This is a genomic window from Bradyrhizobium sp. JR3.5 (genome assembly GCF_054057015.1).
Genome location: NZ_JBSRYV010000002.1, coordinates 1538903 through 1565109, shown reverse-complemented (window position 1 = coordinate 1565109; position 26207 = coordinate 1538903). Strand labels below are relative to the sequence as shown.

25 protein-coding genes and 3 pseudogenes are annotated in these 26207 nt (G+C 64.2%); 15 read left to right on the top strand and 13 right to left on the bottom strand.

The window, feature by feature from the left end; all coding sequences use genetic code 11:
- Positions 1–2 precede the first annotated feature (2 nt).
- Entirely contained in the window at positions 3–800 is a 798-nt protein-coding gene (locus ACVWW1_RS24285) for a hypothetical protein (protein ID WP_456657680.1), read from the top strand.
- A 23-nt stretch (positions 801–823) separates the two neighbouring features.
- Here ACVWW1_RS24285 and ACVWW1_RS24280 read toward each other — a convergent pair whose 3' ends face one another.
- The 4 genes from ACVWW1_RS24280 to ACVWW1_RS24265 form a co-directional block, all read right to left on the bottom strand.
- A complete protein-coding gene (locus ACVWW1_RS24280) occupies positions 824–1771 on the bottom strand; it encodes a DUF5996 family protein (protein WP_456657679.1) in 948 nt (315 codons plus the stop codon).
- Positions 1772–1930: 159 nt separating this feature from the next.
- Entirely contained in the window at positions 1931–2530 is a 600-nt protein-coding gene (gene wrbA / locus ACVWW1_RS24275; RefSeq protein ID WP_456657678.1) for an NAD(P)H:quinone oxidoreductase, read from the bottom strand.
- Between the two features lie 176 nt (positions 2531–2706).
- Positions 2707–3405 (bottom strand): pirin family protein, encoded by a 699-nt coding sequence (locus ACVWW1_RS24270; protein WP_342709370.1) that lies wholly within the window; start codon positions 3403–3405, stop codon positions 2707–2709.
- A gap of 65 nt (positions 3406–3470) precedes the next feature.
- Positions 3471–4223: an SDR family NAD(P)-dependent oxidoreductase gene (locus ACVWW1_RS24265; RefSeq protein WP_456657677.1), complete on the bottom strand. Its 753-nt coding sequence runs from the start codon at positions 4221–4223 to the stop codon at positions 3471–3473.
- 115 nt (positions 4224–4338) lie between these two features.
- On the opposite strand from ACVWW1_RS24265, the gene ACVWW1_RS24260 reads away from it, so the two are divergent.
- From ACVWW1_RS24260 to ACVWW1_RS24245, 4 genes are all read left to right on the top strand, one after another.
- Positions 4339–5253, top strand: a complete 915-nt coding sequence (locus ACVWW1_RS24260; protein WP_456657676.1) for a LysR family transcriptional regulator — start codon at positions 4339–4341, stop codon at positions 5251–5253.
- A 189-nt stretch (positions 5254–5442) separates the two neighbouring features.
- Positions 5443–6591 carry a Nal1-like putative serine protease gene (locus ACVWW1_RS24255; protein WP_456657675.1) on the top strand — a complete coding sequence of 383 codons (1149 nt, stop codon included), beginning with the start codon at positions 5443–5445 and terminating at the stop codon, positions 6589–6591.
- A complete protein-coding gene (locus tag ACVWW1_RS24250; RefSeq protein WP_456657674.1) occupies positions 6531–7874 on the top strand; it encodes a hypothetical protein in 1344 nt (447 codons plus the stop codon). Before ACVWW1_RS24255 ends, ACVWW1_RS24250 begins: the two co-directional genes overlap by 61 nt.
- A 276-nt stretch (positions 7875–8150) precedes the next feature.
- Positions 8151–8510 carry a hypothetical protein gene (locus ACVWW1_RS24245; RefSeq protein WP_456657673.1) on the top strand — a complete coding sequence of 120 codons (360 nt, stop codon included), beginning with the start codon at positions 8151–8153 and terminating at the stop codon, positions 8508–8510.
- 103 nt (positions 8511–8613) lie between these two features.
- Here the strand turns inward: ACVWW1_RS24245 and ACVWW1_RS24240 are convergent, their stop codons facing one another.
- From ACVWW1_RS24240 to ACVWW1_RS24225, 4 genes and pseudogenes are all read right to left on the bottom strand, one after another.
- Entirely contained in the window at positions 8614–9099 is a 486-nt protein-coding gene (locus ACVWW1_RS24240) for a YbaK/EbsC family protein (protein ID WP_456657672.1), read from the bottom strand.
- Between the two features lie 20 nt (positions 9100–9119).
- A pseudogene (locus ACVWW1_RS24235) lies at positions 9120–9865 on the bottom strand (haloacid dehalogenase type II).
- A complete protein-coding gene (locus tag ACVWW1_RS24230) occupies positions 9862–10704 on the bottom strand; it encodes a dienelactone hydrolase family protein (RefSeq protein WP_456657671.1) in 843 nt (280 codons plus the stop codon). The pseudogene ACVWW1_RS24235 and the gene ACVWW1_RS24230 overlap by 4 nt, the downstream one beginning before the upstream one ends.
- A gap of 36 nt (positions 10705–10740) precedes the next feature.
- On the bottom strand, positions 10741–11625 hold the full coding sequence (locus tag ACVWW1_RS24225; RefSeq protein WP_207832824.1) for an amidohydrolase family protein: 885 nt from the start codon (positions 11623–11625) through the stop codon (positions 10741–10743).
- Positions 11626–12084: 459 nt separating this feature from the next.
- Here ACVWW1_RS24225 and ykgO point away from each other — a divergent pair, with 459 nt between their 5' ends.
- Complete coding sequence (ykgO, locus tag ACVWW1_RS24220; protein WP_002718645.1) at positions 12085–12210, top strand: type B 50S ribosomal protein L36; 126 nt, start codon at positions 12085–12087, stop codon at positions 12208–12210.
- A 105-nt stretch (positions 12211–12315) separates the two neighbouring features.
- Positions 12316–12987: a tetratricopeptide repeat protein gene (locus ACVWW1_RS24215; RefSeq protein ID WP_371821749.1), complete on the top strand. Its 672-nt coding sequence runs from the start codon at positions 12316–12318 to the stop codon at positions 12985–12987.
- A 76-nt stretch (positions 12988–13063) separates the two neighbouring features.
- Here ACVWW1_RS24215 and ACVWW1_RS24210 read toward each other — a convergent pair whose 3' ends face one another.
- Positions 13064–13240 (bottom strand): hypothetical protein, encoded by a 177-nt coding sequence (locus tag ACVWW1_RS24210; protein ID WP_167351865.1) that lies wholly within the window; start codon positions 13238–13240, stop codon positions 13064–13066.
- A 365-nt stretch (positions 13241–13605) separates the two neighbouring features.
- Here ACVWW1_RS24210 and ACVWW1_RS24205 point away from each other — a divergent pair, with 365 nt between their 5' ends.
- Together ACVWW1_RS24205 and poxB are read left to right on the top strand one after the other, a co-directional pair.
- A complete protein-coding gene (locus ACVWW1_RS24205; RefSeq protein ID WP_456657670.1) occupies positions 13606–14589 on the top strand; it encodes an alpha/beta fold hydrolase in 984 nt (327 codons plus the stop codon).
- A gap of 83 nt (positions 14590–14672) precedes the next feature.
- Positions 14673–16409, top strand: a complete 1737-nt coding sequence (poxB, locus tag ACVWW1_RS24200) for a ubiquinone-dependent pyruvate dehydrogenase (RefSeq protein ID WP_456657669.1) — start codon at positions 14673–14675, stop codon at positions 16407–16409.
- Positions 16410–16428: 19 nt separating this feature from the next.
- On the opposite strand, the pseudogene ACVWW1_RS24195 reads toward poxB, so the two are convergent.
- The 3 genes and pseudogenes from ACVWW1_RS24195 to cycA form a co-directional block, all read right to left on the bottom strand.
- Positions 16429–16738: pseudogene (locus ACVWW1_RS24195) on the bottom strand (HigA family addiction module antitoxin).
- 15 nt (positions 16739–16753) lie between these two features.
- Positions 16754–17050 carry a type II toxin-antitoxin system RelE/ParE family toxin gene (locus ACVWW1_RS24190; protein WP_456657668.1) on the bottom strand — a complete coding sequence of 99 codons (297 nt, stop codon included), beginning with the start codon at positions 17048–17050 and terminating at the stop codon, positions 16754–16756.
- A 94-nt stretch (positions 17051–17144) separates the two neighbouring features.
- The gene (gene cycA / locus ACVWW1_RS24185) at positions 17145–17537 is read right to left on the bottom strand and encodes a cytochrome c-550 CycA (RefSeq protein ID WP_092124037.1); all 393 of its coding nucleotides are present in this window, start codon (positions 17535–17537) and stop codon (positions 17145–17147) included.
- A gap of 248 nt (positions 17538–17785) precedes the next feature.
- Between cycA and ACVWW1_RS24180 the strand changes: the two genes are divergently transcribed.
- Together ACVWW1_RS24180 and ACVWW1_RS24175 are read left to right on the top strand one after the other, a co-directional pair.
- Positions 17786–19279: an FAD-linked oxidase C-terminal domain-containing protein gene (locus ACVWW1_RS24180; RefSeq protein ID WP_176529223.1), complete on the top strand. Its 1494-nt coding sequence runs from the start codon at positions 17786–17788 to the stop codon at positions 19277–19279.
- Between the two features lie 289 nt (positions 19280–19568).
- Complete coding sequence (locus tag ACVWW1_RS24175) at positions 19569–20714, top strand: acyltransferase family protein (protein ID WP_456657667.1); 1146 nt, start codon at positions 19569–19571, stop codon at positions 20712–20714.
- A gap of 46 nt (positions 20715–20760) precedes the next feature.
- Here ACVWW1_RS24175 and ACVWW1_RS24170 read toward each other — a convergent pair whose 3' ends face one another.
- Positions 20761–21246 carry a putative quinol monooxygenase gene (locus ACVWW1_RS24170; RefSeq protein WP_224924592.1) on the bottom strand — a complete coding sequence of 162 codons (486 nt, stop codon included), beginning with the start codon at positions 21244–21246 and terminating at the stop codon, positions 20761–20763.
- A gap of 314 nt (positions 21247–21560) precedes the next feature.
- On the opposite strand from ACVWW1_RS24170, the gene ACVWW1_RS24165 reads away from it, so the two are divergent.
- The 4 genes and pseudogenes from ACVWW1_RS24165 to ACVWW1_RS24150 all read left to right on the top strand — a co-directional run bounded on the left by ACVWW1_RS24165 (position 21561) and on the right by ACVWW1_RS24150 (position 26101).
- Complete coding sequence (locus ACVWW1_RS24165; protein WP_456657666.1) at positions 21561–22799, top strand: FAD-binding protein; 1239 nt, start codon at positions 21561–21563, stop codon at positions 22797–22799.
- Positions 22796–24114, top strand: a pseudogene (gene glcF / locus ACVWW1_RS24160) (glycolate oxidase subunit GlcF). The gene ACVWW1_RS24165 and the pseudogene glcF overlap by 4 nt, the downstream one beginning before the upstream one ends.
- Before the next feature lie 213 nt (positions 24115–24327).
- A complete protein-coding gene (locus ACVWW1_RS24155; RefSeq protein ID WP_456657665.1) occupies positions 24328–24729 on the top strand; it encodes a histone in 402 nt (133 codons plus the stop codon).
- A 382-nt stretch (positions 24730–25111) separates the two neighbouring features.
- Positions 25112–26101 (top strand): TorF family putative porin, encoded by a 990-nt coding sequence (locus tag ACVWW1_RS24150; protein ID WP_456657664.1) that lies wholly within the window; start codon positions 25112–25114, stop codon positions 26099–26101.
- Positions 26102–26207 lie beyond the last annotated feature (106 nt).

Here is a 26207-nt window from a genome sequence, read left to right as displayed (position 1 = left end):
CGATGACGACGGGCAAGACCTTTGCGAATTGGGATGACAACCATTCCAGGCTCTGGAGCCATCAGCCGATCCGGCTCGAGCACACCATGCACAAGCAGCCGACGTTCTCGATGGACGATCTCGCCAAGCTGATCGAGCACCATCCGCGCGAGCATTACAGCCTGGTCAAGACCGGCGCCAAGGGATCGAGCCGGGTCTGGCGCGAGGGCGAGATCGGCAGGCTGCGCGGCCATCAGGTGATCGAGGCGATTTCGCGCGGTGGCCTGTGGCTGAACCTGCGCAACATCACCGCGATCGATCGCCGCTACCGCGACATGATCGAGCGGATGTTCGGCGAGATCGCAGCCAAGGTTCCCGGTTTCGATGCGCCGACCCATCAGGCCGGCATCCTGATTTCGTCGCCCGATGCACAGGTCTATTACCACGCCGATCTGCCCGGGCAGGGCTTGGTCCAGATCGCCGGCCGCAAGCGGGTCTACATCTATCCCAGCACGCAGCTGTTCATCCGGCCCGAGCATCTCGAGAACATCGCGCTGTTCGACGTCGAGGTCGATATCCCCTATGAGCCCTGGTACGACTGGTATGCGCAGGTGATCGATCTCGAACCCGGCCAGATGCTGAACTGGCCGCTCAATGCGCCGCACCGCGTCGAGAACCCTCGATACCGTCAACATCTCGATGACGATCTCCTATGTGAACGACGACATCCGCCGCGCCCAGATCCTGCATCTCGCCAACGGCATGCTGCGTCATCGCTTCGGCTGCTCGGCAAGGCGACACCCTCGCGCGAAGACGACTGAGCCGTTTATACGGCGCGCCGGCGTCAGACCCCTCTGACCACACCCGGCTGGCCCGGTGCGCATTCCAGCGCAGCACGGTCCCAGTTGGCGTTGATGGCCGCGGCCTCATAGCTCGATTGCAGGAATTCGAGCAGCGCCATATCCGGGTCCGCAGCCATCCGCACCGCGTCGTAGGGCAGGATGAATTCGCCGAGTGTCTCGCTGAAGAATGCCGCGTCGGGTCGCACCGGCGTGCTGCGATAGCCCGCGGGTTCCGGATAGGCGTAGGAATAGAATGCGGGATAGTCGATGGCGCCGCCGCCCGGCCAGAAGCCGGCGCTGCTGACCTCGTGCGAATAGGCCTCGTGCGCCACCTCGTCGGGCAAATGGGGCACGCCGCCGGGGTGCCGCGGTGCCGTCCTGCCTGAGAAGCGCGTCACCGCGAGATCGAAGCTGCCCCAGAAAAAATGCACCGGGCTCGCCTTGCCGAGAAAGCCGGTCCGGAATTGCTTGAACACGCGATCGCAGTTCACGAGAATCTGGTGAAACCGGCGCACGCCATCCGCGTCGTACGAGGCATGCTGCGCATCCTGCGAAAACGGGATCGGGTCGGCGACTTCGTTCGGTATCTCGTCGATGGCGACGTCGATTGCGAGCTCCTTCAGATGGGTCATGATCGCCGCGTAGAAGCTCGCGACCGATTGACTGGCCAGCGCGAATTGCCGTTCGGCACCGTCGCTGGTCGAGATGCGGAGCACGTGATCGATGAAATCGAAGTCGATTTGGAACGTGCGGTCGCCATCGGGGATCGGCGAGGTCGTCAGCCCGCGCGCCGTGGCATAGAGCGTGACGTGCCAGGAGTGGTTGAGCCAGGGCGATTTCGTCAGCCGGATCTTGCCGGCGATCTGGGTGAAGAGCTGGAGCGTGGCACAGCTGTCGCGCCACGCCGCCGTCGGCAGTTCCGGCCAGCGGGTCTTCCGTGTGTTGGTCATGGCAAACCTCAGGGCTGCGCCGACAAGGAGCCTTGCGGCATACCACGAAAATAGTCCCGATGACCTCGGGAACTGTTGCAGGGGAGAGGGCGGCAATCGTCACTGAGCGCCGCCCTGTCGCGCACGTATCCAGCCGGACGTGAAACCCGGCCGCGCAGGTTAGCCGTGCAGTTTCCTGGCGGCTTCCGCGATCGCGCGGCCCTGATAGCGGGCGCCGGCGAGCTCGTTCTCGCTGGGCTGGCGGCTGCCGTCGCCGCCGGTGATCGTGGTGGCGCCGTACGGTGCGCCGCCGGTGACTTCGTCGAGCTTCATCTGTCCGGCGAAGCCGTAGTTCAGGCCGACCACCGTCATGCCGAAATGCAAGAGGTTGGTGATGATCGAGAACAGCGTGGTCTCCTGGCCGCCATGCTGGGTCGCGCTCGAGGTGAAGGCGCCGCCGACCTTGCCGTTCAGCGCGCCCCGGGCCCAGAGCCCGCCGGCCTGGTCGAGGAAGTTGGCCATCTGCGAAGCCATGCGGCCGAAGCGGGTGCCGGTGCCGACGATGATGGCATCGTAATTGGGGAGGTCGTCGATCTTGGCGATCGGCGCGGGCTGGTCAAGCTTGTAGTACGACGCCTTGGCGACTTCGGCCGGCACGAGCTCGGGCACGCGCTTGATATCGACGGTGGCGCCGGCTTCGCGCGCGCCTTCCGCGACGGCATTGGCCATCGCTTCGATGTGACCGTAGGCGGAGTAATAGAGGACGAGAACCTTGGCCATGATGGCCTCCTTTGGGGGTTGAGGTAGGGGAGTTGGTTTTGGGGCCGTCATTGCCGGGCTTGACCCGGCAATCCATCGACCTCGAAAGAACCCTTGCGAAGCTCGATGGATGCCCGGGCTTCTGCTTGAAGACGCGCTTCGCGCTTTTGCCCGGGCATGACGAGTGGAGGTTTTGACTACGCCGCGTCGACGAGCACGAGCTCGGCGTCCTCGAGCGCGGTGATCTTCAGCTTGGCTTCATCGCGGATCGCGGCGCCGTCGCGCGCATTGACGCGCACACCGTTGACCTCGATGCTGCCGGCCGCCGGCACCAGATAGAGGTGGCGGGCCTTGTCGGCGGCGTATTCCGCGCTCTCGCCGGCCCTCAGCGTGGTGGCGAGCACCCGCGCATCGGCGCGGATCGGCAGCGCGTCGTTGTCGCCGTCGATGCCGGAGGCGATGGTGACGAGCTTGCCCGAGCGGTCCGCCTTCGGGAACGGCTTCGAGCCCCAGGTCGGGTGACCGCCCTTCGTCGTCGGCTCGATCCAGATCTGGAAGATCTTGGTCTTGGACGGCTCCAGATTGTACTCGGAGTGACGGATGCCGCTGCCGGCGCTCATCACCTGCACGTCGCCGGCTTCGGTGCGTCCCTTGTTGCCGAGCGAGTCCTGGTGCGTGATCGCGCCTTCGCGAACATAGGTGATGATCTCCATGTTGGCATGCGGATGCGCCGGGAAGCCGGAGTTCGGCGCGATCTCGTCGTCGTTCCACACCCGCAGCGCGCCATGGCTGACATTGGCGGGATCGTAGTAGCTCGCGAACGAGAAGTGGTGCTTGGCCTTCAGCCAGCCATGGTCCGCACCGCCGAGCTCTGCGAATGGTCTGAGTTCGATCATGGTGATTTCCCCTTGATTTAGATGTTGCACGGTCGCCGGGCGTCTACGCCCGGCGTTGATTGCGATCAGGCGCCGAAGCCGCCGTCGACGTTGAGCACGGTGCCGGTCACGAAGGAGGCTTCCGGGCTTGCCAGGAACACGACGCCCGCCGCGACTTCCTCCGGGCGGCCGAAGCGCTGCAGCGCGTGCTGCAAGCGTTGCGTCTCGGCAAACTCGCCGCCGTCCTTCGGGTTCATGTCGGTGTCGATCGAGCCCGGCTGCACCACGTTGACGGTGATGCCGCGCGGTCCGAGGTCGCGCGCCGCGCCCTTGGTGTAGCCGACGACGGCCGCCTTGCTGGCGACGTAGTCGGCAAGCCCCGGGAACGAGGCGCGATCGGCGAGCATCGAACCGACCGTGACGATGCGGCCGCCTTCACCCATCAGCTTCGAGGCGGTGCGGATCGCGGTGATGACGCCGTCGACGTTGATGGCCTCCTGGCGGGCGAGTGTCGCGGTGTCGGCCTTCGGATCGTCGACCGCACCGCCCGATGCGACACCGGCGTTGTTGACGAGGATGTCGAGCCGGCCAAAATCCTTGGCGACGGTCTTCACCAGCTGATCGACATCGGATGACGAGGCCTGATCGGCCTTGTAGGCGCGGGCATTGACGCCCTTGCCCTTCAACTCGGCGACGACGGCTTCCGCCTTTTCGGGAGACGCGACGTAGCTGATCGCGACGCTGGCACCTTCCGCGGCGAGTGCGCGGGCGCTGGCCGCGCCGATGCCGCGTGAACCGCCCGTGACGAGTGCAACCTTGCCCGAGAGCTTCTTGGTCATTGGATTTCTCCACCGATTGAATTTGATGGCACTTGGATATGCCTCCGGCTGTGGTATAGAAATAGAAACTATCGAAACTCATTGTTTCCAAATTGAGCGATCAGGACAACGGCCCATGTCGAAACTGCCGGACTTCGAGGCGCTCGCGATCTTCGCAAAAGTCGTGGAATTACGGTCGTTTGCGGCGGCGGCGACCGAGCTCTCGCTGTCCAAGGCGACGGTGTCGAAGGCGGTCAGCCGGCTGGAGGAGCGGCTCGGCGCGCGGCTGTTCAACCGCACCTCGCGGCGGCTGGCGCTGACCGATGCCGGTCAGAAATTGTCGGAGCGCGCCGCGCGGCTGCTGGCCGACGGCGAGGCCGCCGAGAACGAGGCGCTGGCGCAGTCGACCACGCCGCGCGGCCTGGTGCGGCTCGCGGTGCCGATGAGTTTTGGCATCAAGACCGTGGCGCCGCTGCTGCCGGAATTCATGGAGGCCTATCCGGAGGTCGCGATCGATCTGCATCTGAGCGACGCCACGGTCGATCTGATCGGCGAAGGCTTTGATGCCGGCCTGCGCATCGCGCGGCTGCCGGATTCCTCACTGATCGCGCGGCGGCTGTGCGGCATGCCGCGCTATACGGTGGCGGCGCCGTCCTATCTGAAGCGCCACGGCCGGCCGACCCATCCAATGCATCTCGCCGAGCACAAATGCTTCGGCTACGCCTATCTCTCGACCCAAGGCGCCTGGCACTACACCAATGCGTCGGGCGAACAGGCGAGCGTGCGTCCCTCCGGCCAATTGCGGGTCAACAATGGCGAGGCCGTGATGCCCGCGCTGCTCGCCGGCCTCGGCATCGCCGATTTGCCCGACTTCATCGTCGGCGAGGCGATCGCGCGCGGCGAGGTCGAAGTGATCCTGAAAGGCTGGAAGCAGCCCGAAGGCGCCGTGCATCTCGTCACCCCGCCCGGCGGCCCGCGCCCCGCCCGCGTCGAGGTGCTGGCGGATTTCCTCGCCAGCCATTTCGCCAAAGGCCGCGCCCAGCGGAAATAGAGAGCCGCGCTCACCGAAATAGGAGAGGCCCACACGCAGGCCGACGGCAGTGCGACCCGTCACATTCGTGTCATCCCTTTTAAATTGTATAAGTTGTGTGAGCTAACCCATGATCGTGGGCTTCCGCGATCGTCTATTTCTGCGTCCTGAACCTGTTGCCGCAAAGCGGATTTTCGGAGGAACCAGATGATGGATCTGACCAAGCACGATTTCACGTCATTGTCGGTGAAGGATCTGCTCGATGCCCGCGAGGCCTATCACGTGCATCTGGCCCATCTGCAGTCGGTCTACGCCACGGCGATCGGCCGCTATCTGATCCGGGACAGCGACCGCAACGCGACCGAGCGGCGGCACCATTCCAAGCCGCAGGCGCTCGGACCGCGCACGCTGTTCAATTCGTCGGTCAAGGACTGGTCGTGGCCCTGCATCCTCGTCTTCGTGCGGGACTGGATGAAGCGCTCCGAGCTGAAGAACCATCCGGAGAAGCAGGACCAGCTGGTGCCTCCGTTCCTGTATCTGCCTGACGGGCGCGTCGTGCCCACCTGCGTCGTCAAGGTCGATCCGAACGAGGGCAGCCCCGGCGTCGTCGATCCGCCGGTGTTCAAGAGCGATCTGGTTGGCGGCGGCTTTCCGGTCCAGACCATGATCCAGGGCAAGATCCATCGCGGTTCGATCGGCTGTCTCGTCACCAATGGCGAGACCGTGTTTGCACTCTCCAACCGCCACGTCGTCGGCGCGGCCGGGCGCGAGATCTTCGCCGGCTTCAAGAACACGGAGCGCCGTCTCGGCGTCAGCGATGCGCTGCAACTCGGCAAGCGCGCCTTCAGCGACGTCTATCCCGGCTGGCCCGGCGCGCGCGTGGTCGCCAATCTCGATGCCGGATTGATCCGCGTCGACGACGTCAAGGGTTGGACCGCGCAGGTCTACGGCGTCGGACAGGTCGGCGACGTCGTCGATCTCAATGTCGGCACCTTCCGCCTCGAGATCATCAACCAGCCGTTGATCGCCTTCGGTGCGACCAGCGGATTGATGAAGGGCAAGATCATCGGCCTGTTCTATCGCTACAAGACCGTCGGCGGCATGGAATATGTCAGCGATTTCGTGATCGGTCCGCGCGACGGCGACACGCCGCTCAACAACTATCCCGGCGATCCGGCACGGTCTGGTTTCTCGACGATCCGGACGCGAAGAGGAATGCCGGCGGCGCGCGCATCCTCAGTCCCCTGGCGCTGGAATGGGGCGGCCAGGAATTGTTCGGATCGGGCGGCAAGATTCCGATGCAGGTCGCGCTCGGCATCTGCATGGCGACGCTGTGCCGCGAGCTCGATGTCGAGCTGATCGGCGACTGGAACGCCGGCCACACCGAGTATTGGGGCGAATGGGGACACGTCAAGATCGGCGCCTATGCGACCGGCCTGATCGATGCGAAGCTTCCCAAGCTCTCGGCCATGATGGACGCCAATTCCGACAATATCGGCCTCGACGACAAGCTGCTTGCCGACCTCAAGCCATATCAGCGCGGCGCATTCGCGCCGCTGGCCGACGTCGCCGATCTGGTCTGGCGCTTCACCAGGCACACCGACGAGAGCAACCATTTCGCCGACATGGACAAGCCGGGCAAGGACGGCAAGACGCTGCTGGATCTTTGCGCCGAGTCGACGCGCAACGTCGATCCGAAAGTCTGGAACGACTATTACGAAGGGATCGGCGAGGACCGCCGCGGCGCGTTGCCGTTCCGGGTCTGGCAGATCTTCGACCAGATGGTCGAATATGCCGCCGCCAACAAGAAGCTGGAATTCGTCTGTGCCGCGGGGATCGTCGCGCATTACATCGGCGATGCCTGCCAGCCGCTGCACATCTCGCAATTCCACCATGGCCTCGATCCGAACGACAAAGCGCATGCCAAGGTGCACAGCGTGTACGAGACCACGATGATCGGCCGTCACGGCAAGGATCTCATCAAGATGATCCCCGACGCCCGGACCAGCGACGTCGCGGAGATCGTTGCAGGCGGCACGCCGACCGGGCGCGATGCTGCGGTCGCCGTGGTCGCGCTGATGCAGCGAACCGTGAAGCGGCTGCCGCCGATGACGATCGTCAATTTGTTCAACTCGCATATGGGAAGCGGCCAGGTCGACGTGCTGTGGTCGAAGCTGAAGGATGCGACGGCGGCCTGCATGCAGGACGGCGCCAAGACGCTGGCCCGGGTCTGGGAGGCAGCCTGGCGCGCCGGTGCCGGCGAGGACCGCGGGCAGGGCGGCAAGTTCGACCAAGGCAGTTTGAGCAAGCTCTACAACGATCCGAGCTTCCTTCCTGCATATCCGCTCCAGCAGCTCACACTCGATGCGGACGACCACATCGTTCCCGTCGGGGGAGGTGGAGCACGTCGCCGGAGCGCGTCGACGGCACGGCGCGCGCGCCCGCAAGCCGCGAAGAAGGCAGCCAAGAAAGCGGCCAAGAATTCGGCGAGGAAAGCGGTCAAGAAGGCCGTGGCGCGCAAGCGTCCGGCTGCGGCCGCGCCAGTCCGCCGCGCGGCCGCCAGCAAGAAGACCGCGACCAAACGCGGTGCGGCCAGGAAGCGGTCGGTTGGAAAGACGCGCAAGGCGGGGCGCAAGCACTAAAGCATACCGAGATTAGGTCGACCGCGACGGCACTGCGCTCCCTCTCTCCGCACGCGGGGCGAGGTGAAGCGCATCGGCTGCGACACGCGGGAGCTAAAGTTCAGCGTCCCGCTCCTGCATCATGCGGACGGGAACTTGGGCTTATTGGCCTTCACATTTTGTTGTCTGCGCGAACGATCCTTGGCCGCATTCATTTGCCATTTTTGAAGCAAGTCGCCGCGCGGAACCCGCGTGCGCGGATGAAATCGAACTCTCATTGAATAAAGGCACTGGGCCATGCAGACGGAGCGGATTGTCCTGAGCTTAGCGATCGCGATCGGCGGCCTTGGCGCCGCGGCGCCTGCGTTATCGCAGGAGTATCGCGGCACCTGGGAACAGCAGATGGCGTGCACGCCTGACGTGATGCGGCTGTGCAGCGATCAGATTCCCGACACCAACCGGATCGTCGCCTGCCTGCGGCAGAACACGGCGCTGCTTGGCAGTTCCTGCCGTTCGGTGTTCGAGTCGAATGCGCAACAACAGGCACAAACGCAGGGGCGCGCACCGCAGCCGCAGACGATGCAGCGGCCGCACGCGCCGCAGCAGATGCAGCCGGCCCCGGTTGCGCCGCCGCGGCCCGACGATGATGAGGATTAGTGTCTAGAGCGTTTTCGAGCGAAGTGGACACCGGTTCGCGTGAAGAAAACGCGTCAAAACAAGATTCTCGAGCTTCGGTTCTGATTCAATCAGACCCGAAGCTCTACGCACTGACTTCTGTCTGAGACCTGACTTCGCAGACGTCGACCCATTTGGCCGCGGTCAGCTCGGCCATCCGGTCGGGCGTGATGCGCACCGCGCTGTGGGTCGAGCCTGCGGCCGGCACCACGACGTCGAATGCTTTCAGCGACACATCGCAATACACCGGCAGCGGCGCCTTCAGGCCGAACGGGCAGACGCCGCCGACCTCGTGGCCGGTGATGTCGGCAACCTCGTCGAGGCCCAGCATCTTCGGCTTGCCGCCGAAGGCCGCCTTCACCTTCTTGTTGTCCATCCGCGACGTCCCGGCGGCAACGATCAGCACGACGCGATCGCCGACCCGCAGGCTCAGCGTCTTGGCGATCCGTGCCGGCTCGACGCCATAGGCCTCCGCCGCCAGCGCGACGGTCGCAGAGCTCACAGCGGATTCGATCACGGAGATATCTGGCGCCTTCTCGGCGAAGAAGGCGCGGACGGACTCGAGGCTCATACTGTTCAGGACCTTGCTAGTCAGGATCTGGCAGACACCAGGGCAGGAAGTTCGGAGAGGCCGTGGATCCGATGATCGGGCACCATGCCGAGTTCGTCCATCTGGGTACGCAACGCCCAAAACATCGTCAATGGGGCGACCGTCTCGCTCTCGATGCAGGCCAGCGCCATCGCCTCCGGCGTCACCCGCTCGATCCAGGCGACATTGAGTCCAAACGCCTTGGCGCCGCAGGCGTCCCACGGATTGGAGGAGATGAACAGCACCTCCGCGGGCGGCACGTTCAGCACCTCCTCGATCAGCGTGTAGGCCTCGGGCGCCGGCTTGAACACCTTGTGGGCATCGACGCTGATGGTCGCATCGAGCAGGCGGTCGAGCCCCGAATTGAGCACCAGCGCGTTCAGCATGTCAGGGCTGCCGTTGGAGAGGATCGCGAGCTTCTTGTCTTTCATCGCCTCGAGCGCGGCGACGGCATCCGGATACAGCGCAAGATGCTGATACTTGTCGATGATGCGCCCAAAGGTCGCTTCGTCATATTGCAGGCCAAGGCAGCGCGCAGCGTGTAGGCGAGGGAATCGCGGGTCGCTGTGGCGAAATCCTGGTAGCGCCGCATCAGCGTGCGCAGCCAGGAGTATTCGAGCTGCTTGATGCGCCAGACCTGGGTGATGATGTCGCCATAACCGGGGAATGCATCCTCGGTGATTTCGGCCACTGACTGGACATCGTAGAGCGTGCCGTAGGCGTCGAAGACGATCGCTTTGATTGTCATTGTGGTCTCTCTTGCCCGCCGATCGTCGCATACAGGAATTTCCTGAGTGCGTCGATGGACTGATCCCGAGCCTGCTCGTTGAATTCGAGGTGATGACTGAGCAGCCGCCCCGGTGTGCGATATTGCGGCACGTCAAAATCGTGATGGGCGCCGGGATAGACGATCAGCTCGATCGGATAACCAAGGCCCTGCTGCCGCGAGATGCCGTCATCGTCGCGGCCTTCCGCGAGGTTCCGGCACTCTTGCGCCGGCGTCCAGTCGTCGAGTTCGCCGACGATGATCAGGGTCGGCACGGTCATGTTGCCCTTGATGCCGAGGCAGCGCGGATAGAAGGCGACGGCGGCGCGAAACTTTTCCGTCGCGTTGACCTCGATCGCGCCATGCTCGACAGAGAACAATGCGAGCCATCCGCCTTGCGAAAAGCCGATCACCGCAATGCGTGTCGGATCGACCATGGATTGTCGGCTCAGGAAGCTCAGCGCGCGGTAGGCGTCGTGAACCGTTGCGGCAGGGACATCGCCGGTGCAGGTGTTGCTGATGCCACGCGGGCCGAACCGGTCCACGGTGAGCGTGACATAGCCCCAGGCCGCGAGCCGTTTGCCCCAGCGCTCGTCGAGTTCTCGCCACTGCCCGCTGCAGCCATGCAGCAACACCACGGCGGGCAAGAGACCCGGTCGCTCCGGCCGCCGCAACAGGCCCTGCAGTGGCTGCGCGTTGTTGAGCGGGCTTTCGAACTCGACCAGCACAGAGGGCGCTTCGGCTGCTGCCGCAGGCTTGCCGTCCGCGCTCCCGACCAGGAGCACGGCGAGGAGGGTGGCAAGTCCGGCCCGGTTCGTCATCGGCCGCCCCGCAAGCGTGCGGCCGACGATACTCCCTTAGATCCCCAAAATCTTGCGCGCGTTGGCCTTCAGGACTTTGGGCCGGATCTCCTCGCGGATATCGAGCTTGGCGAAGTCGGCGAGCCAGCGGTCCGGCGTGATGACCGGCCAGTCCGAGCCGAACAGCATCTTGTCCTGCAAAATCGAGTTGATGTAGCGCACCAGGATCGGCGGGAAATATTTCGGCGACCAGCCGGACAGGTCGATATAGACATTCGGCTTGTGGGTCGCGACCGACAGCGCCTCTTCCTGCCAGGGGAAGGAGGGATGCGCGAGGATGATCTTGAGGTCGGGAAAATCGGCCGCGACATCGTCCATGTACATCGGGTTGGAGTATTTCAGCCGCATCCCCATGCCGCCCGGCATGCCCGAGCCGACGCCGGTCTGGCCGGTATGGAACAGCGCGATCGCGCCGCCCTCGTTGATCGCCTCATAGAGCGGATAGGCCATGCGGTCGTTGGCGTAGAAGCCCTGCATGGTCGGATGGAATTTGAAGCCGCGCACGCCGTAGTCCTCGATCAGCTTGCGCGCCTCACGGACGCCGAGCTTGCCCTTGTGCGGGTCGATCGAGACGAACGGGATCAGAACGTCGAGATGGTCGGAGGCGATCTCCAGCATCTCCTCATTCTTGTAGCGGCGGAAACCGGTCTCGCGCTCGGCGTCCACCGGGAAGATCACCGCGGCGATGTTCTTGGCGCGGTAATAGGCCGCGGTCTCCGGCACGGTCGGCGGATGCTTGTGCGGCGACTTGAAATAGTCGGCCATCTGCGCCTGGAAATCGTCATAGCCGTCGTCGCCATGCATGCCGCACGGCTCCTCGGCATGGGTGTGGATATCGATTGCTGTGACCTTTTCGATGTCGGGCAGTTTGAGCTTGGACATTCGGCTTCCCCGGCGGCGTGTTTGTTGGTGATGGAAAATAATTATATGATATAACAATTTCCGCAAGCGGTCTGAGTTGATGGGACGCGATGGCGAAGCGGGCTCGGTTCGGCCGCGAGTGGTCCTTGGGTGGGCGCGAGCGCGGCGTGCGAGCACGATTCGCTGGCCATGAATCCACCGTCAGGGCGCCGCGACGGGATCGGGGCTTGGCGTCGGATATCGCGACGGTCGCCGTTTCTGATGTGATCTCAATGGCGTGGCAGGGTGACCGACACCGGTTCCAGGCCGCGGTATGGCCGAAAATCGGCCCATCTCGGTTGACATTCAACGGTCCGATGGCTTAGAACCCGGCCGTCCCGCGCGGTCGGCCGCTTGTCGGGATAATCCCATTTTGCCATCCATTGGCATTAATCAGGTACGGCCTCCAACACGGGCCTTTCGAAGTAACAGGATTGTCCCATGAAGGTCCGTAACTCGCTGAAGTCGCTGCGCGGCCGCCATCGCAACAACCGTCTGGTCCGCCGCAAGGGCCGCGTCTATGTGATCAACAAGGTCCAGCGCCGCTTCAAGGCGCGCCAGGGTTGATCCGGCGCGGGTCGGCCGATTGCGCCGATCCCAACACATCTCTTTCACAGGTCTTTGACGCCGTGCTGCTTTGCAGCGCGGCGTTGTGCGTCTAGACTTCGGGCCATGGGATTCAACTTCCTTGGACCTGGCAACCGCCGGCTGGCGATCCTGATCGCCGCGCTGCTTGCCGTGCCGGTCTTGGCCATGCCTGTCGCCGCCGCCGCGCAGGACGACCCGCGGGTGGTCCCGCCGCCGAAGGCCCAGAAGAAACTGCCCGAAGCCCCGACCAAGCTGCCGAAGGTTCCGGCCGACCGTACCCGCGGGCTGGATTTCCTGTTCGGCGCGCTGAAGGCTGCGCCCGATGAGGACAGCGCCCGCCACGTCGAGGCGCGGATCTGGGCGCTGTGGCTGCAAACCCCGAGCGATACCGCGGCGCTATTGATGGTGCGCGCCAAGGCTGCGCTCGATGCGCAGAATATCGATGTGGCGCTGAAGCTTCTGGACGCGGTGATCAAGCTCCGGCCCGACTATGTCGAGGCCTGGAACCGGCGCGCGACGATCTATTATCTCAAGAACGACTACGTCCGTTCGCTGGGAGACCTGCAGCAGGTGTTGACCCGTGAGCCCCGCCATTTCGGCGCGCTGGCGGGTGTCGGCATGATCATGCAGGACATGGGCGACGACAAGCGCGCGCTGGACGCCTTCCGCAAGGCGCTGGCTGTCGATCCCTATCTCGAGAAGGTGCCGCAGATCGTCAAGCAGCTGACCGAGAAGGTCGAAGGCCGCGACATCTGATTGCGTGCGATTGACGCGAGGGGACACGTTGCGCGCGAGCTTGATGCTTGCTCGCGATACGGTCCGGTACAGGAGACTAGTGCAGGAACTTGCCGCGGGATGCGCTGTCCTGGGCGACAGCAGCATAGAATTGCTGAAGCTCCGCCTCCAGGTGCTCATTCACGAGCAACAGTGCCTTCAGGGCGCCACGCAGGTCACCATTGCAGCTTGCCACGATCTGATCGATGGCCGCATCGCTAGGGTCGGAAATCATGGTACTCCTCCGATTACTTCCCGTTGAACTCGTCGTGCGGACGCAGGTTCCTGTGGATACAGTGCACAAGCCAAGAAGGATCCCGGTAGCGTCCCGGTTTCGATGAAGCCTCGCCTCTGATGGCGAAATTGCCACCGGCAATCTATGGAATTACTAATGACGGTGGGATGAACCCGCTATCCACAGGCTGGGCGGATTGTGGACAACTGCGCCCCGAGGCGCGAACCGGACAACCGAAAATTGGCTTTCCGAACAAGGGCATCCCAGGGCTGCGGGCAAATCCACGCGAAACCTGGCTTCGCCTTCGTCGTAATTTTCGGGTGCCCAAGACGCTTCAACTACCCAAGACCCTTCGGACCCCCTCGATGTTAATCGCGATCATCGCACTGGCGGCCGCAGGGCTGGCACTGGCCTTGGCGACGCAAATCGGCGTCCAGCTGATCCAGCGCGCCTTTCCGCCGCAGGGGCGAATGATCGAGGTATCCGGCGCGCGGCTGCATGTCGTCGAGCTCGGCCCGCGCGATGCCGCGGGGGCGCCGGTCGTGCTGCTACATGGCGCAAGCTCCAACCTGCGGGCAATGCAGCCGCTCAGCGACCGCATTGCCAAAACGCGCCGGGTGATCCTGATCGACCGGCCGGGCCATGGCTGGAGCACGCGCGCGCGCGTCGCGGATTCGACGCCGGCGATCCAGGGCCGGATGCTCGCGGAAGTGCTGACCAGGCTCGCTATCGACCGGGCGATCGTTGTGGCGCATTCCTGGGCCGGCGCGCTTGCCCTGCGCATGGCACTAGATCATCCGGATCGCGTGGCGGGCCTCGCGCTGCTCGCGCCCGTCGCCTATCCCTGGCGCGGCGGCGCCGGCCGCTACAATGATGTGATCTCGACGCCTTTGATCGGACCGTTGCTGGCGCACACAGTCACGCTGCCGCTCGGTTGCCTCGTCGCCAATTCGGGCGCGCGCGGGGTGTTTGCGCCGCAGCCGATGCCGGCCGATTTCGTCCGCGACAGCGAGACATTGCTCTTGCTGCGCCCGCGCGAATTCATCGCCAATGCGCGCGACCTCGTCACGCTGAAGGCCGCCGTGGTCGAACAGGCGCCGCGCTATGCGGAGATCAAGGCGCCGGTGTCCATCATTTCGGGCGATGTCGACAAGACGGTCTCGACCGGAATCCATTCGCGGCCGCTTGCAGCGTCAGCGCCGAACGCCAGGCTCATCGTGCTGCCGGGTGTCGGCCACATGGTGCAGTATGCGGCGTCCGATCTCGTGGCGTCCGAGATCGAGGCGATGGCCGACCGGTTGGTCCAACCGGCAGCAACAGCGGACAAGATTGCGCCCGCGAATCTGTGATCCGGTGAGGCTTGCGCGGTTGCAGCCTGCCGAACATCATGCGGCTGCGTGGCTCGACAGATAACATCCAAAGGACAAGCCCCATGCGGATCGACAGCATCGCCGACCTCATCGCTGAAACCCTCGCCCAGGCCGGCGTGAAGCGCATCTACGGTGTCGTCGGCGACAGTCTCAACGGCTTGACCGAGGCGCTGCGCAAGCGCGGCACGATCGACTGGCTGCATGTGCGCCACGAGGAGGTGGCGGCCTTCGCCGCCGCGGCCGAATCCCAGATCACGGGCGACCTTGCGGTGTGCGCGGGCTCCTGCGGCCCGGGCAATCTCCATCTCATCAACGGCCTGTTCGACGCGCATCGCAGCCGCACGCCGGTGCTGGCGATCGCAGCACAGATTCCGTCAGCCGAGATCGGCGGCGGCTATTTCCAGGAGACCCATCCGCAGGACCTGTTCCGCGAATGCAGCCATTATTGCGAGCTGGTATCGGATCCGGCGCAGCTGCCCTACATGCTGGAGAATGCGATCCGCGCCGCGGTCGGCAAGCGCGGCGTGGCCGTCTTGGTGCTGCCGGGCGACGTTGCGATGCGGCCGGCGCCGAAGCGCGACATCGCACCGAATGCCGGCCTGCTGCCGCCCGTGCCGGTGGTGCGTCCGGCCGAGGCCGAATTGAACGCGCTGGCCGCGCTGCTCAATGGCGCAAAGCGCGTCACGCTGTTCTGCGGCCGCGGCTGCGCCGGCGCGCATGACGGCCTGATCAAGCTCGCCGAGACGCTGAAGAGCCCGATCGTGCATGCGCTCGGCGGCAAGGAATATGTCGAGTACGACAATCCCTACGATGTCGGCATGACCGGCTTCATCGGCTTCTCCTCGGGCTATGCCGCGATGCACGGCTGCGACGTGCTGCTGATGCTGGGCACCGACTTTCCCTACAAGCAGTTCTTCCCGACCGGCATCAGCATCGCCCAGGTCGATCTCCGCCCGGAAAATCTCGGCCGCCGCTGCAAGCTCGATCTCGGCATCGTCGGCGACGTCGGCGAGACCATCGCCGCGCTGTTGCCGAAGCTCACGGTCAAGACCGAGCGCAAGTTTCTCGACGCCAGCCTTGCGCACTACAAGGACGCCCGCGCCGGACTCGACGATCTTGCCCGCGGCAAGCCGGGGCAAAAGCCGATCCATCCGCAATATCTGGCGCGCCTGCTCAGCGAGCAGGCGACCGAGGATGCGGTGTTCACCGCCGACGTCGGCACGCCGACGATCTGGGCTGCGCGCTATTTGAAAATTAATGGCCGCCGCCGTCTGGTCGGCTCCTGGGTGCACGGCTCGATGGCCAACGCGATGGCGCATGCGATCGGCGCACAGGCGGCGCAGCCGGGGCGTCAGGTGGTGTCGATGTCCGGCGACGGCGGCTTTGCGATGCTGATGGGCGATTTGATCACGCTGACGCAGGCCAAGCTGCCGGTGAAGGTCGTGATCTTCAATAACAGCGTACTCGGCTTCGTCGCGCTGGAGATGAAGGCCGCCGGCTTCATCGAGACCGGCGTCGATCTGAAGAATCCCGATTTCGCGGCGATGGCCCGCGCCATGGGCATTCACGGCGTCAGGGTGGAGGATCCCGGCGAGCTCGAGGGCGCGATCCGCGGCGTGCTCGCGCATGACGGCCCGGCCGTGCTCGACGTCGTGACCGCGACGCAGGAATTGTCGATGCCGCCGACCATCACGCTGGAGCAGGTCAAGGGCTTCAGCCTGTGGGTGCTGCGCGCCGTGATGAGCGGCCGCGGCGACGAGGTGGTCGATCTCGCCAAGACCAATCTGTTGCCGCGCTGATCGCAGCGGACGCACAAAATCAAGCGGCCCTTCCAAGCGGCCTCGCGCGTTCGATGCGCTTCCGCTCGCTCGGCGAGTTCATGGCTTGCCAAAGGTCAGTGCGTCGCTGGACGTTCAGCCAGAACTCCGGGCTGTTGCCGAATACGCGGGCAAGAATCAGCGCGGTTGCCGCGGTGACGTTCCGGCGATCATTGCACAATTCATTGACATGCTTGCGCTGAACTCCCATGGCCTCGGCCCAAGGCGCCTTGGGTCAGCCCCAACGGTGCCATGAATTCTTCCCTGAGAATCTCGCCCAACGTGGCGGGCTTGCGCTTGGTCGTCAGCATGACCCTGCTCCTCCGTCATCTGTAACTGTGGTCGCCGAGGTAGACGCCTTGTGTTTCGCCTCGCGCGCCCGACCACCGAAAGACAAGGCGCCATTGCTTGTTGACGCGAAAGGAATGAAGCCCCGCAAGATTGCCTCGGAGTTTCTCAAAATGATTGCTCGGCGGCACCCGCAGGTCCTGATCAGTCGTCGCATCATCGAGCATCTGCAGCTTGCGAAACAAACGGTCTTCAAGATCCGACGGGATGTTTCGCGATTTCGCGTCCTCCGTGAAGAAAGCACGCAGCCATTCGTCCCGGAAGCTCAGGATCATCGGACGCAGCCCCCTCGATGACCCATTGTACCACACGGTGGTACAAAATCACAACGCCCGCATTGCGGGCGTTGTGAGGGAGTGTCGAGCGGCTTTACTTCTGCTTGCCGTCCTTGTCGAACGACGACACGTAGGCCCACAGATTGTTGGCCTCGGTCTCGTTCTTGATGCCGGCGAAGGCCATCTTGGTGCCAGGGATCTTGGCCTTCGGATCCTTGATGTATTCGAGGAACGTTTCCTTGTTCCAGGTGATGCCGGAATTCTTGTTGGCATCGGAATAACTGTAGTCCGGCGCGGTGCCGGAGTGGCGGCCGTCGAGGCCGTTGAGCTCGGGGCCGACCTTGTTCTTGGCGCCTTCACCGATCGCGTGGCAGGCGAGGCATTTGTTGAACGAGGTCTTGCCGGCGGCGGCGTCCTGCGCCAGCGCGGAGGATGCGGTGGCCAGCGATGTGACGACCGCCAGCGCGCTCAAGGTCTTTAGGTTCATGGGGTTCTCTTCGTTTCGTCCCGGGGGGTAGCGTTTGATTTGTGGCATGTCCGGCTTGGACAGGACAAGCCACGAAACTTTGACAGGTTTCATGGCCGTCCGCTTGTCCGAGAGAGAACTCGGCATTGCGGGGCGGGGCAATCCGACCTTCGGCCGGGTGGCTGAAACAGGGTGACTGAAACAGGTGCAGACCTGATTGATTTGTCGTAACAAATCGGCAAAGCGCACAGCGCTCCGAGGGAACACCGATGTCCATCATGATGCCGGCGGCCGATCAGGCCGTCCTTGCCCGCCGCGCCGAAATCGTTGCCGCCTTGCGCGCAATCGTCCCGGGCGAGGGCGTGATCGACAGTGCCGCCGAAATGCTGGCCTATGAATCCGACGGCCTGACCGCTTATCGGCAGCCGCCGATGGTCGTGGTGCTGCCCGATACCACCGAGCAGGTCGCGAAGGTCCTCAAATATTGCCAGGAGCAGGGCATCAAGGTGGTGCCGCGCGGCTCCGGCACCTCGTTGTCCGGCGGCGCGCTGCCGCTTGCCGACGGCGTCTTGCTCGGGCTCGGCAAGTTCAAGCGCATTCGCGAGATCGACTTCGACAACCGCGTTGTCGTCACCGAACCGGGCGTCACCAACCTTGCGATCAGCCAGGCGGTCGCCCATGCCGGTTTCTACTACGCGCCCGATCCGTCGTCGCAGATCGCCTGCTCGATCGGCGGCAATGTCGCGGAGAATTCCGGCGGCGTGCACTGCCTGAAATACGGCATGACCACCAACAATGTGCTGGGCTGCGAGATCGTGCTGATGAGTGGCGAGATCCTGCGCATCGGCGGCAAGTCGGCCGAGAACGCCGGCTACGATCTGATGGGGATCATCACCGGCTCGGAGGGGCTGCTCGGCGTCATCACCGAGATCACGGTGCGCATCTTGCAGAAGCCCGAGACGGCGCGCGCGCTGATGGTCGGTTTCGCCGAGGTCGAGGCGGCCGGCGAATGCGTGGCCGCCATCATCGGCGCCGGCATCATCCCCGGCGGCATGGAGATGATGGACAAGCCGGCGATCCACGCCGCGGAAGCCTTCGTCCATGCCGGCTATCCGCTCGACGTCGAGGCGCTCCTGATCATCGAGCTCGACGGGCCCCAGGTCGAGGTCGACGAGCTGATCAAGCGGGTCGAGGCGATCGCGCAGGGCTGCGGCTCGACCTCGTGCCAGATCTCGACCTCGGAGGCCGAGCGCAATCTGTTCTGGGCCGGTCGCAAGGCGGCTTTCCCCGCGGTCGGGCGGATCTCGCCGGACTATCTCTGCATGGACGGCACCATCCCGCGCGGCGCGCTGCCGAAGGCGTTGGCGCGGATCCGCGAACTCTCGGAGAAATACGGCCTCGGCGTCGCCAATGTGTTCCACGCCGGCGACGGCAATCTGCACCCCTTGATCCTCTACGATGCCAACAAGCCGGGCGAGATCGAGAAAGCCGAAGCGTTCGGTGCCGATATCCTGCGTTGCTGCGTCGAGCTCGGCGGCGTGCTTACAGGCGAGCACGGCGTCGGCATCGAGAAGCGCGACCTGATGCCGGAAATGTTCACCGAGATCGACCTCAACCAGCAGCAGCGGCTGAAATGCGCCTTCGATGCGGAGGGTCTGCTCAACCCCGGCAAGGTGTTTCCCACGCTGCACCGCTGCGCCGAGCTCGGCCGCGTCCATGTGCACGCCGGCAAGCTGGCCTTCCCGGATATCCCGCGGTTCTAAAGCATGATCCGGAAAAGCGCGAAGCGGTTTTCCGAAAAGATCATGCTCAAACAAGGAGCTAAAGCGCGATGACGATTCAACCTGATCTCATCGCGCTTTAGGGCGATCGGTACATTTCGATCGATCGCGCTAGCCAGCCGATAACCTTAACCGATGCTTGCCGCGATGGCCGTGGCAGGTCGTGACGGCTGCCGTTGCGCGTCGCTGCAATTGCGGGCGGCCACCGTTTACACGGCCTTCAACTGTTCCTCGGTATTTTCCCAAGATGCATGTCTTCGGGAGCACATCGATGCCCAGCCTGGCTGATCAGCTGGCTCTTTCGCGCAATCGGCCCGCAGGTTTCGACTACATGCGGATTGTGCTGGCGGTATCGATCATCTGCCTGCACAGCCTGAACGTGACGCTCGGGCTCGGCCGGGCGCTGGAAATATTGGGCTCGTTCCGCATCGGCATCGCGATGATCCTCGCGCTGTTCTTTGCGCTCAGCGGCTTCCTGGTGACGGCGAGCCTGCAGCGGTGCAAGAGCCTGATCTCCTTCCTCGGCCTGCGCGTGCTTCGGATCGGACCCGCGCTCGCGGTCGAGACGACGCTGTCGGCCGTCATCATCGGCTCGGTCTTTACCGAACTGCCGTTGGCGCAGTATGTCGCGGACCCGACATTCCACGCCTATTTTCTCAACATGGTCGGCGACATCCATTACGAGCTGCCGGGCGTCTTCCTGCACAATCCGCTGCCGGACGTGGTGAATGCCCAGCTCTGGACGGTGCCGTATGAATTGTGGTGCTACGTCATCCTGGCGCTGCTCGCGGTGACCACGATCTGCTTCAACAGGGTGGCGTACCTTGTGTTCCTGGTGATCGTTCAGGTCGCGCTGGTGAGCTACGACGTCTACCGCTGGGAGGAGGTGCCGATCCAGCTTCGCCCGCACCTTCTGGTGTTCTGCTTCCTTGCCGGTGTCGGCTTCTACCTCTGGCGCGACAAGGTGCCGTACAACCGCACGGCCTGCCTGATCGCGCTGCTGCTGTGCACCGCCGGCATGGCCACGGGACGCGGCGACGCGTTGGCCCCGGTGCCGGCCGCCTATGTCGTGTGCTATCTCGGCCTGATGAATCCACGGCGGAGCTGGATCGTGTCGTCAGGCGATTACTCCTACGGGCTCTATCTCTATGGGTTCGTCATCCAGCAGTGCGTTGCCGCGTTCGGCCCGCCGGTACAGCACTGGTATCTGAATATCCTGATCAGCCTGCCGCTTGCCTTCGGCGTCGCCGTCGCGTCCTGGCATCTCGTCGAAAAACATGCGCTGCGGCTCCGCGGCCATGTCGAGACGTTCGAGGCCGCGGCGCTGTCGCGGATTTCGATCATCGGCTTCTGGCGCAGGTCGTCCGAGCGGGTCGGCTTGCGCGCAAGGCTCGGCAACAGCAGCGCATCGATCTGATCTGCGCGCGCGGGAAGGATTGGTATCCTCCCCGCGGCGCCGTCGATCACAGCAGCACGTATTGCGTCCGTTCGCGCTTGGCGAGCAGCGGCAGCGCCTGTTCCGCGATGTAGGTCTTGAAGTAGGCGCTCTCCGCATGCGCCTTGAACGCCGCTTCGTCCTGGAACAATTCGTAGAACAGGAATTGCGCCGGATTGTCCTTGCCGCGGCCGATCAGGAACAGCTTGGTGCCGGGGTCCTTCTGCGCCTCGGGCAGGAAGCCATCGAGGATTGCCGCGACCTTGTCGGCCTGGCCTTCCTTTGCTTCCCATTGCGCCACGACCAGCAGGCCTGATGTGTTGATCGCATCGCTGATGGTTCTCGTGCTCATCGCATAGTGCTTCATTTGCATTCCTCCGTTGCTTTGCTCCGATCGAGCTTGCGATCCGGTCCAGGGCGAGACGCCGGCGATCGTCATGATCGCGGCGAACGAGCCGATGGCCGATCGTCGGGTGAGCATCATCGTCGTGGTCGTGACGTCCGAACGTTTCATGATCGCCTCCAGATGAAGTGCGCCAACCGTCGTGCCGGCCGAACCGCCCGCGAGAGATAGTGGATCGTGCTGCGCACTCGGTTAGGCGACGGTCGAAATGTCGATGTCGTGAAAATGGTTCGACATCGGTCGAAGTGTTACGTCTCCGCCTGCGCAGGACGCGCGATGTGGCCAAAACCTCGAGCTGGGTGGCCCGACCGCCGTTCCCACCTTTGTTGGGTGGCAAGCCCCGCTCCCGGACCATTCCGTCGGCATTGCGAGGGTGGGGCTCGTCGCATTTGATCTCGGAGCCAAACTTCGTTACCGACTAGCGTGTGGAAACGCTGAAAGTCAGAGACGTCCAGGACGTCGAAGAAGTGGTGCGCGCCGCTGTCGCCAGCGAGCAGCCGCTTGAGGTCATTGGTCATGGATCGAAACGCGCCATCGGCCATCCGATGGCGACCAATGCGGTGCTCGACGTCTCGGTGCTGAACGCGGTCAGCTCCTATGAGCCGAACGAGCTGATCATCACCGTGCAGGCCGGCGCGCCGCTCGCCGACGTGCAATCCCTGATCGACGCCAAGAACCAGCAATTCGCCTTCGAGCCGATGGACATGTCCGTGCTGCTCGGCAGCGGGGGAGCCGGCACGATCGGCGGCATGATCGGCGCCGGCCTTGCCGGGCCGCGCCGCATCAAGGCCGGCGGCGCCCGGGATCATCTGCTCGGGGCGCACGCGGTGTCCGGATTCGGCGACAGTTTCAAGACCGGCGGGCGGGTGGTGAAGAACGTCACCGGCTACGATCTCTGCAAGCTGCTCACCGGTTCCTGGGGCACGCTGGCGGTCATGACCGAAGTGACGCTCAAGGTGATGCCGAAGCCGGAAGCCGAGCGGACGCTGGTGCTGCGCGGGCTCGACGACGTCACCGCCAACAAGGCGATGACGGCAGCGCTGGGCTCGCCCTTCGACGTGTCGGGCGCGGCGCATTTGCCTGGTTCGGCGCTGCGGTCCGGGACCGGCGCGCTCGCCGGCCTCGCAGCCTCCGGCCAGCCGGTCACGCTGGTGCGGCTTGAGGGCATTTCGGCGTCGGCGGCGCACCGGGCGGCCTCGCTCAGCCAGACACTCTCCTCCTATGGAACGGTCGACGGCCTGGCTGACGACGCCTCGGCCTTGATCTGGAGTGCGCTGCGCGACGTGGTGCCGTTCGCGGCGAACGGCGCGCTCGGGGCCTGGCCGGTGTGGCGCATCGTTTGCCCGCCGGCCTCAGGCGGCGCGCTCGGTCAGGCGTTGTCGCGCGCCACCGGCGGCGACGTGATCTACGATTGGGGTGGCGGGCTGATCTGGGCCGCGGTGCCGCCCAATGCCGACGCGCAGGCCGCGCTGGTCCGCGGCCAGGTCGAGGCGGTCGGCGGGCACGCCACCCTGATCCGCGCTACCGAGGATGTTCGCCGTGCGGTCGACGTGTTCCAGCCGCAGCCGGCCGGGCTTGCCGCACTCGGCGAACGGGTCCGGGCGAGTTTCGATCCGAGGTCGGTCCTCAACCGCGGCCGGATGATTCGAGGCGGGGGGGCATGAAGACCGAGTTTACCCTGGCGCAGCTCGCCGATCCCGACATCAAGGAAGCCGACAAGATCCTGCGCGCCTGCGTGCATTGCGGCTTCTGTACCGCGACCTGTCCGACCTATGTGCTGCTCGGCGACGAACTCGATAGCCCGCGCGGCCGCATCTACCTGATCAAGGAGATGCTGGAGAAGGACAAGCCGCCGACGGCGGACGTGGTCAAGCATATCGACCGCTGCCTGTCGTGCCTCGCCTGCATGACCACCTGTCCGTCGGGCGTGAACTACATGCACCTCGTCGACCAGGCCCGGGTCCGGATCGAGCGGGATTACGAGCGGCCGCTGACCGAGCGGCTGCTGCGGTCGGTGCTCGCTTTCGTGCTGCCGCGGCCGGGCCTGTTCCGGATCAGCATGATCCTGGCCGGGCTCGCCCGTCCGTTCACAGCTCTGCTGCCAACGCCGTCGGTCGGTGCGGCGAGCCCGGGCCTGCTGCGGCGGATCAAGGCCATGCTGGCGTTGGCGCCGCGCGGCCTGCCGCCGCCGGGCCCGGCTGCGGGAACCGTGTTTGCGGCGACCGGCCGTCGGCGTGGGCGGGTCGCGCTGCTGCAGGGCTGCGCCCAGCAGGTGCTGGCGCCACGCATCAATCAGGCTGCGATCAACGTGCTGACCCGGCACGGCGTCGAGGTGGTGCTGGTCAAGGACGAGCAATGCTGCGGCGCGTTGACCCATCACATGGGACAGGACGCCGACGCGCTGGCGCGCGCACGGGCCAACGTCACGGTGTGGCAAAGGGAAGCGGACCAGAACGGGCTCGACGCCATTCTGGTGACGACCTCGGGCTGTGGGACAGTCGTCAAGGACTAAACGGCTACCTGTTGCGCGAGGACAAAACATTCGCGGAAGCGGCCGAGCGAATCTCGGCGCTGGCAAAGGATATCACCGAGTATCTCGCTGGCCTCGAGCTCGCGCCTTCAACGCAGAAAGGCGACATCACCGTCGCCTATCACTCGGCTTGTTCGTTGCAGCATGGACAGAAAATCACTCAACTTCCGAAAGAATTGCTTTCCAAGAATGGATTCGTGGTGAAAGATGTGCCCGAGAGCCATTTGTGTTGCGGTTCGGCGGGGACCTACAACATTCTCCAGCCCGACATTGCGAGCAGATTGCGCGATCGCAAGGTCGCCAATATTGCGCTTGTCAAACCGGACATGATCGCTGCGGGCAATATTGGTTGCATGGTTCAGATTGCCGGCGGTACGTCAGTTCCTGTGGTGCACACGATTGAGCTTCTCGATTGGGCGACAGGAGGTCCCCGGCCAGGATTGAATTGATCGACTGCCATTCGAGCATGATCCGGACCCCAGCCTTGCCCTGACGCAAACTGAAGGACCGGCGCTTCCCTGCCACAGACGCGAAGCGATCGCGCGGCCATCATGCCCGACAAGCGAAGTGGAAGGTGCCTCTCCTCGAGGTGCAACTGCTGACCGGCAAGCGATCACTTCAATACGCGGTGGACTCAAATCAGCGGCAACAGGAGGACCACGATGGCGAAGTCGAAGAAGGCGAAGAAAAGCAAGAAGGCCAAAAAGGCCAAGAAGGCGGTAGCGGCGAAGAAGAAGTCCGCGAAGAAGTCGGCCAAGAAGACTGCGAAGAAGGCCGCGAAGAAGTCTGCAAAGAAATCGGCGAAGAAGTCAGCCAAGAAGACCGCTAAGAAAGCTGCGAAGAAGGCTGCTCCGAAGAAGGCCGCGCCCAAGAAGGCCGCGAAGCCGGCTGCGAAGAAGGCCGCCAAGAAGAGCGCTCCGAGGAAGGCCGCCGCGCCGAAGCCGGCTGCCCCGGTTGCAGCGCCCCCGGCGTCCGAGCCCGCGCCGCAGCCGGCCCCGAGCTGGGCCACGCCGAGCCACGAGCCGGCGCCGAGCTGGGGCACGTCCGACAGCGAGCACCACTAGCCGAACCTGCACCGGTTCACCTGATCGAAGCCGCAGCGGACGCCGCTGCGGCTTTTTCCGTATCGGCCGTCCGTAGTTTTGCGGAGGCGCGATTCGCGTCGATACCGACCGCAGTATGTCGAACTGTTGCTCGAATCCGATTTTGCGTGCCGCTCAACCGGGGCGGGAGCCATGAGTCTTGTGGTGCAAATGCAACACCCGTCAACCAACGTGTGGCGAGAGTGCTGGAACGCCTAAAAAGTCGGCACATGCATGTCTTTTTGGCTTCACGGTCCCGTGCATGGGCTTCAGATTGAACCCACGCGATTTAGTCGCAGTCCGTTATCGCGCGCCCTGGGGGCCACCGGAGCTGGGCTGTCTGGAAAAGTAGATGGGGATCGTCATGAAGAAACTGGCTTTGTTAGCAACGGCGCTAGCAATGATTTCGAGCTCGGCAATGGCAGCTGACATGGCGGTGAAGGCCGTCAAGGCGCCGCCGCCGGCTCCGTTCGATCCCTGGGACGTCGCCTTTGGCGCCGGCATCATGAGCGACTACATCTTCCGCGGCGTCACCCAGTCCAACCACAATCCGTCGGTCACCGCCTATTTCGAGCCGCGCTACAACGTCAACAAGGACCTGCAGCTCTACATCGGCACCTCGACCGAAAGCATCTCCTTCGCCAACCGCGCTGCGGCTGAGGTCGACGTCTATGGCGGTATCCGTCCGACCTTCGGCGCCTTCGCCTTCGACATCGGTGTCTGGGGTTACCTGTATCCGGGTGGAACCTGCTACTTCGGCGCGCCGACCGACACTGCCGGCAAGCTGCTCAGCCCGGAGTGCGCAGCCAACGCCCTGCTGAACGGCAACGTGATGAAGAAGGACGTCTCATTCTTCGAAGTCTACGGCAAGGCGACCTGGACCATCAACGACAACTGGGCGTTCACCATCAACGAGTACTACTCGCCCAACTTCCTCAACACCGGCGCCTGGGGCAACTACTCCTCGATCATCGGCAAGTACACTGCGCCGAGCACCGTGTTCGGCACCAGCGGCGTCGGCATGTATGTGTCGGGTGAGTTCGGCCGGCAGTGGCTCGGCACCTCCGACAGCTTCTACGGCGTTCCGGCGTTCCCGAACGGCATCAAGTATGCCGACTACAACACCTGGAACATCGGCATCGGCTTCACCTACAAGGTGTTCACGCTCGATCTGCGCTACTCCGACACCGACCTGTCGAAGGGCAATTGCAGCGCCTTCACCAGCGACTTCACCGCGGGCGGAACCACCAACGTCACCCCGATCAACCCGCTCGGCACGGGCTCCAACTGGTGCGGCGCGGCCGGTATCGCCAAGCTCTCGGTCGACTTGACCGCGATGTCCAACCTAAAGTAATTTCCTCTTCTGAGGATCGGGGGGCGGCAGAGCAATCTGCCGCCCCCCTTTTTGCTTTGCGGGGTACCGGTGGTGGTGCTTGGCTGGCCGCCATCGCCTATGGCCG